The organism is Undibacterium sp. JH2W, from assembly GCF_049340425.1.
Lineage (GTDB): Bacteria > Pseudomonadota > Gammaproteobacteria > Burkholderiales > Burkholderiaceae_D > Undibacterium.
In genome coordinates, this window is record NZ_JBMPOT010000012.1 from 59,294 (window position 1) to 73,375 (window position 14,082).

The window sequence follows — 14,082 nt, forward strand, 5'->3', positions numbered from 1 at the left end:
CGGGTAGAATTCAAGTTTCGACAGATCAAGAATCCGCACTATGACTTACTGTATTGGCATGCGCCTAGACGCCGGGCTAGTGTTTCTTTCCGACTCGCGCACCAATGCTGGCGTCGATCATGTGGGCACTTTCCGCAAGATGTCAGTGTTTGAAAACCCGGGTGATCGCACCATGGTGTTGATGACTGCGGGTAATTTGTCGATTTCACAATCCATACGCCAACTGGTGTCCGAGCATGTCGATGCTGCTGGCAAGACCATCTGGACTGCACCGAATATGTATGAGGCTGCACGCATCCTGGGTGAGGCCGTGCGCACTGTGTATCACCGCGATGCCAAGTCACTTTCAGAATTTGGCATAGACTTTAATGTCAGCCTGATTTTTGGTGGCCAGATCAAGGGCGAGCGTTGCCGTTTGTTCCAGATTTATTCTGCCGGTAATTTCATTGAATCTCATAATGAAAATACTTATTTCCAGATCGGCGAAGCCAAGTATGGCAAACCCATACTCGACCGTGTGGTGACACCGGCGACACCACTGGATGAAGCCGCCAAGTGCGCACTGATCTCCATGGATTCCACCTTGCGTTCCAATATCTCGGTGGGCTTGCCGCTGGATTTGCTGGTGTATGAAGACAATAAACTGGCTATCACCCATTTTGTCACCATCGATGAAAAAAACCAGTATTTCCAGATGATACGCAATACCTGGGGCCAGCAATTGAAGTCGGTCTTTGAAAGCATAGACGACCCGGTCTGGAACGCCAGCCCCGAGGTCCAGGGCAATGTCTTGTCAGCCACCAATATGCACAGCAAGCCTGTGCGCGTCGCCGTGCCAGCTGAGTTGCGGGATACGGCAAATACGCCTTCACCTTTGCAGTCTTTGGCGCAGCAGCCTGACAATAGCAAGCAGGCTTAAGGATGTATTGGGGCTAAGCCGCAGCCCACTGTTCATTCAAGCTCAGATACAAAACCTGACTTAATGGCAAAACATACTCTTATCCCGCTCAGCGATGGTCCTGTCATTGGCATCGGTCTTGGCACCATTTCCATGTGCTGCCTTGCCACTGAGGATGTCTTTGGCCAGGGCACAACGTGAGGCATCGGTTTCCTGGTGATAGTCGGGGGCTGCGGGCGGCTTGGCTTCGCTCGCCTTGGCTGCTTTGGCATCGGCTTCCTGTTTTTGCACCTGGCGCTTGCGGAATTCAATTTCCCTGTCTTGCCAGCTTTGCGAGGGAGCGGTATTGCTTGACTCAGGCAAGGCTTTGACTTTGACTTCTTCTACCTTGGATTTACCAGCATCATCCTTTTTCTCGGAATAATGTGTTTTGCCATTGGCATCTACCCATTTATAGATTTCTGCATGGCTAGCATAGGCGATGAATAAAAGGCCAAGGCAGGCGGCCTGCAAGCGCAGTTTGGGTGTAATTTGCTTCATTTTTATCAAGTTTTCACTAATTATTAAACGATAACAGAGCTGATCTGCTTTTACAAATGCCTGAAGTCACATGCCTGGGCCAGGCCAATATCAGGAAATGAGCTTATTGCTTGTGCTTGCGCCAGGCACAGTCAGTTGCATGGTCATTCACCATGCCTATGCCCTGCATATAGGCATAGATGATGGTGGAACCGACAAACTTGAAGCCACGTTTCAGCAAGTCTTTGGAGATGCGGTCTGATAATTCTGTGGTGATGATGCGTTCACCGCTATTGATGATGGGCTTGCCATCGACATAAGCCCACAGATAGGCATCCAGGCTGCCTTTCTCTTCACACAGGCGCAGATACGCTTTGGCATTGCTGATGGCAGCTGCGACTTTGAGACGATTCCTGACGATGCCAGCATTGCCCAGCAAGCTGGCGACTTTGGCATCATCATAACTGGCAATTTTTTTGGCATCCCAGCCATCAAAGGCTACTCTATAGTTTTCACGTTTGTTGAGTATGGTTTCCCAGGAGAGTCCAGCCTGCGCGCCCTCAAGGTTTAGCATCTCAAACAAGCGTACTTCATCGTGACAGGGCTGGCCCCATTCATGGTCGTGATAGTGCAAATACAAAGGGTTAGAGGGATTGGCCCAGCTGCAACGTGTCTTCATACGTAAAAAACCATGTAGAGTAAGATAGGATGTGAGAAAAGCTTTTTAACAAAAATTTTCAATTAAAATTGACATTTTACTTATTTATCTTAGAATCGTCTTTCGTCATCAGATAGTGGAATAACCATGTTGAGTTTTAAGCAAAGCAGTACGCAACTGCTGGCCTTGTCTGCATTGACACTGATCCTGAGTGCCTGCGGTGGCAGCAGTAGCCAGGATGCCAGGCAAACCACAGTTTCGCCAGCTCCTTTGATGCAGGCAGCGCCGGTTAGCTCAGATGTCATGCAGTTTGCTGGCAAGCGCCAAAACTACAGGATCACGCGCACGGATACAGGCTTTGTCGTACTTGACACTACCGCCAGCATACCAGCCACCACTGTAGGCACCAGTATCAAGGTACTGCAATTTACAGATTTCCGCGTCAATCTGACAATAGCTGACAAGTCCAAAACCTTGTCCACAACGGCCTTGAACAATCTGATTGACCTGTACATTGCCTTCTTCAATTGTGTGCCAGATGCAGATGGTCTGGTTTACTGGATAGACCAGTACAAAGCAGGTGCAACGGAAGCGCAAATTGCCGAAAGCTTTTACCTGGTGGCTGCGCAATCACCAGAGCTGACTGGTTATACCAGCTATATTACAAATGATGACTTTATCCGCCTGATCTATAAAAATGTACTGAGCCGTAGTGGCAGCACTGCCCCTAATGCAGCTGAGGTCGATTACTGGTCCAGCCAGCTTAAAAAAGGTGCGTCCAAGGGTAGTATCGTCAGGGCAGTGCTGGTTGCCGCGCGCGACACTGCCAATGACCCCAACTGGTCCTGGGTTGCCGCATTACTCAATAACAAGCTTGATGTCGCCAATTATTTTGCGGTACAACAAGGTTTGAGTTATCTGACGCGTAGCGACAATATCACCAAGAACATGGCAATTGCCGCCGCCGTCACCAGCAACTCTACGTCTGCCGCCCTGGACTTGATCGGTGTCAGTGGCAATGACTTCAGTCAAATTATCACGAGCCAATATGGCACTCCCGACAGTCTGGCCAATATTTGTACGCCAGCAGGTGAGAAAAACTGGGTACGTGCGCATCTGGATGATGCCTATCTCTGGTACAAAGATATTATCAACGTACCACAATCCTTCTATAGCACACCGCAGGATTATTTCCAGGCGCTGATCGTCAAATCCAAGGACAGGTTCAGCTTTACTATCGAACAAGGCAGTATTGATGATTATTTTGAAAATGGTACTGATGTTAGCTTTGGTTTTAGCCTGACCCGCGATAGCGGTACCATACGGGTACGTTATGTGCAGCCTGGCTCACCTGCCGACAGGGCACAAATCAAGCGTGGTGCGACCCTGATCAGCATAGACAATACCCCTATCAGCTCTTACCTGACCGATACTCAATATGGTGCCATCTACCCGGTCAAGGCTGAAACCCACAGTTTCCAGATAATGGATAATGGTTCCATCTCCAGCCGTCCGGTGACGATGACAGCCACCACAGTCATGACTGCCCCGGTCTTGCAAAGCCAGGTGTTGTATTCGAATGGCAAAAAGATAGGTTATATGGTGTTTACTGACCATATACGCACGGCAGAAGCACCATTGATCAGCACCATCACCCAGTTCAAACAGGAGGGCATCAGTGATCTGGTTCTGGACTTGCGTTATAACGGTGGCGGTTACCTGTACATTGCCAATGAACTGGCGGCCATGATCGCTGGTAAAAAAGCTGTCAACTATGTCTTTGAAAAATTGCAGTTCAACGATAAACATCCTGATGAAACTGCGGGTAATATTGAGTATTTCTACGAGACAGACTCCTACGATCGTCCCTTGCCACAACTCAATCTGCCACGTGTATTTGTCCTGACCGGCAGTATCACTTGCTCAGCCAGTGAGTCCGTCATTAATAGCCTGAAACCCTTCATGGACGTGATTTTGATCGGTGACACCACTTGCGGCAAACCCTATGGTTTTATCCAGACCAATAACTGCAATACCGCTTATTTTGCCATCCAGTTTTCTGGTGTGAATGCCTTGAACCAGGGGGATTTCACAAATGGCTTCACACCGACTTGCCGGGTATCCGATAGTTTGAATTATGCTTTGGGCGATCAAAATGAACCGCGCCTGTCAGCTGCCCTGAAATATGCCAACACTGGTGCATGCCCGACTACGGCATTGAGCCCAGCCCCGCCACCGGCAGCGTTTGATGCTGTCAAGGACAGGGAACCGCGCCCATGGCGTAACAACAAATTGCTGAAAGTGAATTCAAAGTTCAGATAAGTTCAAATAAGTTCAGATAGGCTCAGCAAACAAAGAAAAAGCGCACCGGGTGCGCTTTTTCTTTGTCCAGGGAATGCGCCAGATACTCATGCATTTAACATCTGGCAAGCCATTCTTTGCATTCAATGCATGACTACCCTGCGCATTTTTTTCGAGATATACGCCAGGCTGACCAGGCTCATCAAGGCACAGACCAGGAAGGCAATGCCGACTGCCACTGTGCTCATGGTTTCCCCCTTCAAGACCTGATTCATCATCTGGTTTTGCGCCAGCACGGGTACCCACTGGAACCAGGCAGGTTCGCGTCCAGGGAAAAGTATGGGGACCAAAGAAACAAAGGGAATGAACATAGTCACCATTTGATTGCGCACCTGGGCTTCCTTGTAGCTCTTGCAATCAAGCGAGACGGCTATCTGTATCGCTGCCATGCTGGCCGCCAGCGGCAATAAGACCAGCAAGAAACCCAAGGCATCCTTGACATTGAACTGAAATTCAGCGCGCAGGGTTTCATTATGGATCAGCCATTGCGAAGGAAAGAAACTGCCTATGGTCAGCACCACCACACCCATGCCGACAATGGCGACGGCACCCCATTTACCGATAGTCAGTTGCCAGCCGGTGACGGGATTCATCATCAAGGGTTCCAGCGAACCACGCTCACGCTCGCCTGCAGTTGTATCGATGGCAGCATACATGCCCCCAAGAACAATAGCCATCAAGACCATCATGGGCAGCATGGTGGTGATGGTGGCCTTGCGTTCTTCCGGCTTTTTGATATGGCGCTCACGCACATCTATGCGTTGCAACAACTCCGTAGAGACGCCACGCATGGCCAGACCCATGGTGGCAACCTCTTGCGAATAGCCGTCCAGCAAGCGACGCAGCGGGCGCACCCCAAATTCTGCCTGACGATTCGAAGTATCAAAGGCAATTTCCAGCGTGCCCTTGTCACCTGTAGCCAGCTTTTCATCAAAGTCATCAGGGATCAGCAATACCGGTTGATCCAGTTCCTTGCTTTGCGATTTGGCAGCATAGTCGTCAGGCGCGGTTTTGATTTTATACCCCTGGCGCTGGATGAAATTTTCCAGGCCACGGGCATGCTCTATACCCTTGACGAGTACACTGCGTTTTTCCTCCTGTGATTCCACTTGCGTCAGCACCACGGAAAAAATCAGCAGCATCAGTGGCACGCCCAGCAATGAGCTGATCAGGGCCACCAGGAGGGTACGACGGTCACGCAAGGCATCACGCAATTCCTTGCGCAGGATAGCTAAAGTGGCTTTCATCAATTGACTCCTGTCAGGGATTTTTGTGGATGCAAAAATGCCAGTTTGACGAATGCATCTTCGAAATTGTTTTCACCAGATTGCTGTAGCAAATCATCGACCGTGCCATGGGCCACGTCCTTGCCATCAGCCACGATGACGACCTGGTCACACAGGCGTTCTACTTCCTGCATGATGTGGGTAGAAAAGATAATGCACTTGCCGCCCCCTTCTGGTGAGCGCAAGAAGCGCAGGAATTCTCTCAGGGCGCGGGTGGCCACCACGTCCAGCCCATTGGTGGGTTCATCCAGGATGATGTTCTTGGGATCATGTACCAACGCCCTGGCTAGCGCGGTTTTCATGCGCTCGCCCTGACTGAAACCATCGGTGCGGCGGTCCAGCAATTTATCCATGTCCAGCCATTGCGCCAGTTGCAAAGTGCGTTGCTCGGCGTGCCCGGCGTCCATGCCATGCAAGAGCCCGTAGTAATGAATGTTTTCCCTCGCGGTCAGGCGTGGGTACAAACCACGGGCATCCGACAACACCCCCATCTGCGATTGCGTGGCAGAAGTGCCGGCCTTGACAGCAGTGCCATCCACCTTGATATCACCCTGGTCGGCTTGCAAGAGGGCGGCAATCATGCGCAGCGTGGTGGTCTTGCCAGCCCCATTGGCACCCAACAAGCCAGTGATGCAGGCATCCTGAGCGCTGAAACTGACGCCACTGACAGCCTTCACCACTTCACGATTTTTTTTCATCAAGCCCAGGCTGCGCGCAGTCTGGACCAGGGCATTACCTGAGGATTTACCGAGGCGCACAAATTCTTTGTGCAAGTCATGGACGATAATCATGGCTTGGCCTCCTTGCCAGCTTTATTGGCAGAAGCTGGCGTCGGTGCCTGCCAGGCCAGGGCGCGTGGGATCTGGCGCACACAAGCGGTATCGACCTTGATGGCTTCGCTATCTTCCTTGGCATTCAAAAAGCGGTGCACGACATCGCGCACGCAGCCTTGTGCCAGCAAACCATGGCCAGTGTTTTCTATCTGTACATGCAGGGCATTTGGGCCCAGTGCCTTGGCAACTTCTGCACCGTGTCTGATAGGAGTAACCGGGTCTATGCCACCACTGAGCAACAAGGCGGGAGTAGCAGATTGAGGGATGGTAAAGAAGCCTGCTGGTATCTCGGCGCGTGGCCATTTTTTGCAAGCCTGGGTATACATCTCGGCCATGAGTTTTTCAAAATCGTCGTTGGCAGGCAAAGTCGCCGACTGGGCAAAGGCTTCACCACACCAGACCGAGAAATGCATGCCATAAGAAATCCCGCCAGGACCGGGCAAGCTTGTTGCACCACTCATGGTAATCAAGGGCGCATAATTACCCTGCTCTGCCTGCGTCAGCGCATAGGGCAAGGCGGCCAGCGAATTAGGGTTGTACAGGGTTTTATGCACCAGGCCCAGCAAACCATCACGCGTCATGTCGAGCTTGATGGGTGTGCCCAGGCGCGGGTGTAGCAGGCTGATTTTTTGTGGCTGGCTGGCCAGCAGTTTTTTCCAGCGGTTTGCCAGGTCAGGATAACTGGCATTGCAGGCGGCTTCTTTTTCACAATCGCGGAACAGAGCATCGAGCGCCTTTTGCGCATCGGAACTGGCCAGACGCATGGTCGGCGGCACCACGCCATCAAGCACGACGCGGCGTACGGATTGCGGATATTGCCGCAAATATTCAAGTCCGGCACGGGTACCATACGAAGCACCGACCAGATTGATGCGGCCATAGCCTTGCTTCAAGCGCACGGCTTCCAGGTCTTGCATGGCGATGCTGGTGCTGAAGTATTGCAATTCACCATAAGGCAGGGTTTGCAACTGGCGCATGCAATCATCGGTCAGTTTGACTTTTTGCTCTGGGGACAAAACTTCATCAGCTTTTTCCAGCGCCGGGCATTCCAATGGTGCGCTGCGCCCTGTACCACGCTGGTCAACAAACACCAGGTCACGGCGACGGTTGAGGCGCGACATCAGGGCTGTACCCCAACTGGCGACATTGATGGCACTTTGCCCAGGCCCACCTGCCAGCAGGAAGACGGCATCCGGCAGTTTGTTCCTGTCTTGCGATGGCACGACGACATAGTGTATGTCTATCTGCTTGCCTTGCGGCTGGGCCGGGTTCAGCGGCCTTTGTATCTGCCCGCACTGCACTTCTTGCGGGAAGTCTGGCAAGCGACAAGCCTTGGTGGTGGCAGGGGCGGCGGCATGAGCCGCCATGCTGCTGCACAGTGCCAGCCCGGACACGAGCCCGAGCATGAATCTTTGGTTCAAAGTGGTCTCCTGAAAAGCAATGATGCGAATTGCAAGTTCAGGAGTCTAAGCGTAATTGTTTATTCAGTAAATGCCAGGCTGGCCTGTGTACCGAGATTCGTCAGCAAAGTCTTGACAGGTGCAGGCAAACCCAGTTGCGCGGCCTCACTGAGTGGATGCCAGGCATGATCGGCTTCCGCGACTTGTAGATATCGTTTGCTGAGTTGCACATGCACGGGCAGGATATGCAATTTGAAGTGGGTGAAGACATGGGCAAAGACAGGCAAGACCTGGATACTGGCAATCTCACCAAAACGGCTTGCTTGAGCGCGCACGGTCGCCATTTGTGCATCGACAGAGAAAGCAGCATCCTGGCAGTCTTGCATGCCTGCCAGTTCTGGCAGTGACAATAAACCGCCCCAGATGCCTGTGGGTGGCCGTCTTTCCAGCAAGACTTCAGCACCATCTTGTAGCAGCAACATGATGGCCTGTTTTTCTTTTTGGGCTTTCTTGGGCTTGCGCACAGGCAGCTCGGCTGTCCGGCCCTGGGCATACGCCACACAGCGCGACTGGAAAGGGCATAGCTGGCATTTGGGGCTGCTGCGGGCACATAGGGTAGCACCGAGGTCCATCAGGCCCTGGGTATAGGCGCCTATGTCTTGCGCTGGCAGCAAGGCCTGGGCACGCAGCCACATATTGTCTTCAACGGGTTTGGTGCCGGGATAACCATCTATGCCAAATACACGGGCAAATACCCGCTTGACATTGCCATCCAGGATGGCTGCCACCGTGCCATAAGAAAATGCCGTGATCGCCGCTGCTGTAGAACGGCCTATACCAGGCAGCTCTTGCAATAAGGCAGGGTCAGCCGGGAATTTGCCCTGGTATTTTTCCACCACCTGTTTGGCACACTGATGCAGATTGCGAGCGCGGGTGTAATAACCCAGCCCACTCCAGTGTTCCATGACTTGCTCAACTGGCGCTGCAGCCAGGTCAAACACGGTAGGAAAAGTCTCAAGGAAACGCTGGTAATAAGGGATGACCGCCGTCACCTGGGTCTGTTGCAGCATGATTTCAGACAGCCAGACACGATAAGCTTCACGGCTTTGCTGCCAGGGGAGACCATGGCGGCCATGTTGCTTTTGCCAGGTAATCAGATCGGACGAAAAACTGGGATCGGTGTAGGCGGATTTGGCAGATTGGGGCTGAGCATGAAACTGAGGCTGGCCCTGCGGGCCAGCCTTGCTACTTGATACTGTGGACTTCATTGTGTCAGGCAGCCACCCTGAGTGCCTTCAATTCGGCATTCAATGCAGTCTTGAGGCTGTCTTCCAGATCAGTCAGGGCTTTTTTCTGTGCATCGATATCTGCCTGCAAGCTCTCAAAAGAACCTATCTTGTCTTCCAGGCTGTCGGTCGCCACATGGATACGCTGTATCGATTGCATGCGGTTTTTCAACTGGCCCTTGTGTTCACGAATCTGTGCTTCCAGCGGTGCCATGACGACTTTTTGCCATGCTTCGACATCGCGGTTGGCTTGCAAAAAGCTTTGCTTGACGCGGGCAGCGACAGAATCAAAGAATTTATGCATCAGGACGACTTGCGGTGTCGTCAGCAAAGTGGCGGTACTGAATTGCTTTTGGTACACGCCCTCGATGGCTTCGACTTCCTTGATGTACTTATCCAGCGAGAAGGACATAGGCGCGGACAGTGCCAGGCCATGCTCAGTCGAGAACTTGCGGTACATGACGGTCATCATTTCCGAAATTTCATCCGTCTTTCTGTTGGATGTCTGCAGGTTCAATTTAACCTGGGCAAAGAATTGGCGCACAGACTCGCGCAGACCGATAGAGAATTTGCTCTTCTCCATGGCTTCACGCGATTTGCGGATTTCTTCACGCAGGATATCCATGCCCAGGCTGGTGTAGACCTCGGTAGACAGACGGGTGAAGACTGAACGTGTACCCTGCATGCGCAAGAGGCTAGCGTCGAATTCTTTTTTCTCGGCATCGATACGCTTCATCATGTGTTCAATGACGTTCATATTTTTGCCGCGCAGGCTCTTCAATTCCATCATTTGCTCAACCATGCTGCGGCTGCGGGCAGAGATAACCGCTTGCTGGGCATGGATGATTTCATTGATTTCTGAAGTCAGCTGGGCACGGATGATGTTTTGCTTGGCTGGTATCAATTCCTTGGACAGGGCATATTCCAGCGTAGGCAGACGGCTCTTAGCCAGCAAAGGGGCATCCTTGTTGATCTTGGCAACCAGGCCTTTTTGCGCCGAGATAGGGAAAATCTGCTTTTCTTCCAGACCCAGGGTATGAGCAACGGTGCTGATCTGGCGGACGATTTGTGCTTCCACTTCTTCAGGCGTGCGCAACTCATCCCACATGCTGTCTATCTTATTGAGGACAACCATGCGGCCTGGGCCATTGCCTATATTATTGCGCCAGACATCGATATCGCTCTTGGTGACGCCAGTGTCAGCGGCCAGGATGAACAATACGGCATGCGCATTCGGGATCAGGTTCAGCGTCAGTTCAGGCTCAGTACCTATGGCATTCAGGCCCGGCGTATCGACGATGATGAGGCCTTCTTTCAACAAAGGATGGGGGAAATTGATAATGGCATGACGCCATTGAGAAATTTCTACCAAGCCATCTTCATCGACTTCCAGTGATGCATCGGGGTCGTTTTCATCAAACAGGCCATATTGCTTGGCCACGTCTATGCTGACTTTCTTGGTCAGGCTGACTTGCTTGAAGGCTTCCAGCATGCCGTCACCGGAATTGATATTCAGCGGCAGCACCGTCCAGACATGGCTCTGGCCCTTGTATTCACTGGTCGATTGCGCTTCGGCACGGGTTTCTATAGGCAGCAGGCGTATGCAAGGCGGGATGGTGTCGTCATACAAAAGCTCGGTCGGGCACATGGTGGTGCGACCGGCAGATGACGGTAATATGCGTTGGCCATAATCAGCAAAGAAGATGGCATTGATGAGTTCGGACTTGCCGCGTGAAAATTCAGCAACAAAGGCGATGGACAGTTTGTCGTCAACCAGACGCTCCATCAGACGTGCAATACGCTGATCACTGGCGGCATCGGCCATATCCGATCCATGTATCCATGACCGGTACTGCTCCAGCGCTTTGACCACTCCTTTGCGCCAGTCGCTGTACTCCTGGAATTTCTGAACCAGATTGCTCATGTTCCCCTCAGTTAACTTTTTTGATATTCCAAGTATATATGGAAGCGTTAAAAAAATACGTGTAAATCGAATTTTGCTTACATTTCAGCCATATTTGTGGGTTTATTTCTGACATTTTGCACAATAAAAGCTACTACGTTGTCCTTGTTTTATCTGTTTGACAGGCTCGCCGCAGACCCTGCAAGGCTCGCCTGTGCGGTCATACACAAAATAAGATTGCTGAAAATAGCCACTTTGACCATCCACGCCGATGAAATCCTTGAGGGTGCTGCCGCCCTGTTCTATGGCGGCGGCCAGGGTCGCACGTATGGCCGCTTCCAATAAAGTATAGCGCTTAAGGCTGATGCGTCCAGCCTGAGTTTTAGGATTTATACCGGCCCTGAACAGGCTTTCAGATGCATAAATATTACCAACACCTACCACAATGTCCCCGGCCAGCAAGACTTGCTTGATGGGGGCACTACGGTTTCTGGTCAATTTATACAATAATTCTGCGGTAAACCTCGCCTCCAGCGGCTCTACACCGAGCTGACGTATTAACAAATGCTCTTCCAGGTTGCCATCGGCAGCATCATGCCAGAGCACGGCACCAAAGCGGCGTGGATCTGTCATGCGCAAGGCAAAATCCCCAACCACTATATCAATATGGTCGTGCTTTGCTGGCAGCACATCCTTATCCAGCACGCGCAAATGCCCAGACATGCCCAGGTGGATGAGCACAGTACCATGCTGGAAATGCAATAAAAGATATTTACCGCGGCGCCCGGTTGCCAGTATGCGTTGGCCGCTTAACAAATCTGGCAAATTTGGCGGGAAAGGCCAGCGCAGGCCAGCACGGCGTAAAATCACACCCGTGACTTGCTTGCCGGTCAGATGCGGCTCTACGCCGCGACGTGTCACTTCTACTTCAGGTAATTCTGGCATGGAGGGGAACTTTTACCATTACAATTTGACACAGTGTATAAGCGCTGCAGAACCCACAGTTCTCCAGCTTAAGCGTAAAATCAGTTATCAACGTCAAATCCGGACTCGTTTTGAAAACACTGCCTACATTATTATTCAAGCCTATTGTATCCGCTATATCCGCTATCACGGCTGCTTCGCCATGGCGGCCCGCCACGATACTCTTAAGTGTGGCACTGGTCAGCGGATGTGCGACTATAGGCAAGCAAAGCAGCGAGGCTGTCGATGATACCCATCATGTCAGCGACGCGGCCCAGGCGGCCCTGTCTGCAGAGCAAACCCTGCACGGGGTCAGCAGTCTGCCAGCCTATGAAGACAAATTGCCGGAAGTGGCACTGTCAGAAGAATTATTCTACAAAATCATTACTGCCGAAATCGCCTACCAGCGCGGTAGCTGGCAAGGTGCTTATGTCACCTTGTATTCGGTTGCCCAGCAAACCCGCGACCCCCGCATTGCCCGGCGCGCCGCTGAAATCGCCCTGTCTGCCAAGCAATCTGGTGAAGCCCTGCAAGCTGTACGCCTGTGGCGCGAACTGGCACCGAATTCCAATGAAGCTACCCAGTATTACCTGGGCTTCATGGTCATGAACAATAATCTGGCGGAAATCCAGAGCGTTTATGCTGAAAAAATGAAAAACGCCGACCCAAAACAGTTGGGTGTGACGATGTTGCAAGCCCAGCGTCTGCTGTCACGTGCACGCGATAAAAACGCTGCATTCAGCACGTTGGAAACCCTGCTGCAACCCTATAAAGATAGTACGGATGCGCATATGGCCCTGGCCCAGGGCGCCTATACCAAGGCCGACAGCCAACGTGCAGTTGCCGAGGCGCAGACTGTCTTGAAGAACAAGCCGGATTCGCAACTGGCCGTGTTGACGATAGCCCAGGCATCACCACAGCCCGAGGCGGCCAAGGCCTTGTCAGCTTTTCTGGCAAAAAACCCGGCAGCACGTGATGTCAGGCTGGCCTATGCCAGCATACTGATCGACCTGAAGCAACTCGACCAGGCTGCCCATGAGTTTGAAACCCTGTTGCGTGATAAACCCGATGATATCAGCGCCATCTATACCCTGGGCGTATTGGCAATGGAGCGCAATCAGACGCAAAAAGCCGAAGCCTATTTCCTGCAATACCTGAAAGCCCTGGATGGCAAATCTGGAGAGGAACGCGATCCTACGACCGCACTGGTGAACCTGTCGCGCATCGCTGCCGAACGCAAGGATTACAAAGCGGCGCAAGACTGGCTGGCCCAGGTCGAAGCTTATGATGGCCGCAACCCGGCCTGGTTCAATGTGCAGATACGCCGCACTTTCTTGCTGGCCAAAGAGGGCAAACTGCTGGAGGCGCGTGCCTTCATACAGCAAATCAAGGCCAGCAATGAAGCCGAGCAAATCCAGTTGATACAATCAGAAGCACAGCTCTTGCGTGATGCCGGTTTGCCGGACCAGGCCAAGACCGTACTCGAAGAAGGCATCAAACAGCAACCCAATAACCCTGATTTGCTGTATGACTTTGCCATGCTGGCCGAGTCGCAAAAAGACATCAACGGCATGGAAACATCCTTGCGTAAAGTCATAGAACTGGCACCGACCAGCCAGCATGCCTACAATGCCCTGGGTTATTCCTTTGCCGACCGCAATATACAACTCGACGAAGCCAATACCCTGATAGAAAAAGCCAATCAACTGGCACCAGATGATCCTTTCATCCTCGATAGCCTGGGCTGGGTCAAGTTCAGGCTGGCCAAGTATGACGAAGCAGAACAAGCTCTGCGCCGTGCTTATCAAATGCGCCCTGACGCTGAAATCGCCGTCCATCTGGGCGAGGTATTGTGGACCATGGGACAGAAAGATGATGCAAAAAAAATCTGGCGCGATGCCCAGAAAAAAGACCCGGACAATGCCACCCTGAAATCGACACTGGAAAGATTGAAAGTCAAACCTTGATTGATTTA

General features: G+C 52.0%; 11 protein-coding genes. 3 read left to right on the forward strand and 8 right to left on the reverse strand.

What is annotated here, in order from left to right:
- Window positions 1-40: 40 nt before the first annotated feature.
- Window positions 41-919, forward strand: coding sequence for a peptidase (locus tag ACO0LC_RS18740; protein WP_423005852.1), 879 nt, complete (start codon window positions 41-43; stop codon window positions 917-919).
- A gap of 60 nt (window positions 920-979) precedes the next feature.
- Here the strand turns inward: ACO0LC_RS18740 and ACO0LC_RS18745 are convergent, their stop codons facing one another.
- Together ACO0LC_RS18745 and ACO0LC_RS18750 are read right to left on the reverse strand one after the other, a co-directional pair.
- Window positions 980-1,438 carry a DUF4124 domain-containing protein gene (locus tag ACO0LC_RS18745; RefSeq protein ID WP_423005854.1) on the reverse strand — a complete coding sequence of 153 codons (459 nt, stop codon included), beginning with the start codon at window positions 1,436-1,438 and terminating at the stop codon, window positions 980-982.
- A gap of 103 nt (window positions 1,439-1,541) precedes the next feature.
- Window positions 1,542-2,096: a DNA-3-methyladenine glycosylase I gene (locus ACO0LC_RS18750; protein ID WP_423005856.1), complete on the reverse strand. Its 555-nt coding sequence runs from the start codon at window positions 2,094-2,096 to the stop codon at window positions 1,542-1,544.
- Between the two features lie 126 nt (window positions 2,097-2,222).
- On the opposite strand from ACO0LC_RS18750, the gene ACO0LC_RS18755 reads away from it, so the two are divergent.
- On the forward strand, window positions 2,223-4,397 hold the full coding sequence (locus ACO0LC_RS18755) for a S41 family peptidase (protein WP_423005858.1): 2,175 nt from the start codon (window positions 2,223-2,225) through the stop codon (window positions 4,395-4,397).
- Window positions 4,398-4,519: 122 nt separating this feature from the next.
- Here ACO0LC_RS18755 and ACO0LC_RS18760 read toward each other — a convergent pair whose 3' ends face one another.
- From ACO0LC_RS18760 to mutM, 6 genes are all read right to left on the reverse strand, one after another.
- The gene (locus tag ACO0LC_RS18760; RefSeq protein ID WP_423005860.1) at window positions 4,520-5,683 is read right to left on the reverse strand and encodes an ABC transporter permease; all 1,164 of its coding nucleotides are present in this window, start codon (window positions 5,681-5,683) and stop codon (window positions 4,520-4,522) included.
- Window positions 5,683-6,513 carry an ATP-binding cassette domain-containing protein gene (locus tag ACO0LC_RS18765; RefSeq protein WP_423005862.1) on the reverse strand — a complete coding sequence of 277 codons (831 nt, stop codon included), beginning with the start codon at window positions 6,511-6,513 and terminating at the stop codon, window positions 5,683-5,685. The genes ACO0LC_RS18760 and ACO0LC_RS18765 overlap by 1 nt, the downstream gene beginning before the upstream one ends.
- Window positions 6,510-7,961: an alpha/beta hydrolase gene (locus ACO0LC_RS18770; protein ID WP_423005864.1), complete on the reverse strand. Its 1,452-nt coding sequence runs from the start codon at window positions 7,959-7,961 to the stop codon at window positions 6,510-6,512. The genes ACO0LC_RS18765 and ACO0LC_RS18770 overlap by 4 nt, the downstream gene beginning before the upstream one ends.
- A 74-nt stretch (window positions 7,962-8,035) precedes the next feature.
- Entirely contained in the window at window positions 8,036-9,223 is a 1,188-nt protein-coding gene (gene mutY, locus ACO0LC_RS18775) for an A/G-specific adenine glycosylase (RefSeq protein WP_423005866.1), read from the reverse strand.
- Window positions 9,224-9,227: 4 nt separating this feature from the next.
- Window positions 9,228-11,165, reverse strand: a complete 1,938-nt coding sequence (locus ACO0LC_RS18780; RefSeq protein WP_423005868.1) for a dynamin family protein — start codon at window positions 11,163-11,165, stop codon at window positions 9,228-9,230.
- Window positions 11,166-11,267: 102 nt separating this feature from the next.
- Window positions 11,268-12,089: a bifunctional DNA-formamidopyrimidine glycosylase/DNA-(apurinic or apyrimidinic site) lyase gene (mutM, locus tag ACO0LC_RS18785; RefSeq protein WP_423005870.1), complete on the reverse strand. Its 822-nt coding sequence runs from the start codon at window positions 12,087-12,089 to the stop codon at window positions 11,268-11,270.
- A 110-nt stretch (window positions 12,090-12,199) separates the two neighbouring features.
- On the opposite strand from mutM, the gene ACO0LC_RS18790 reads away from it, so the two are divergent.
- A complete protein-coding gene (locus tag ACO0LC_RS18790; RefSeq protein ID WP_423005872.1) occupies window positions 12,200-14,074 on the forward strand; it encodes a tetratricopeptide repeat protein in 1,875 nt (624 codons plus the stop codon).
- Window positions 14,075-14,082 lie beyond the last annotated feature (8 nt).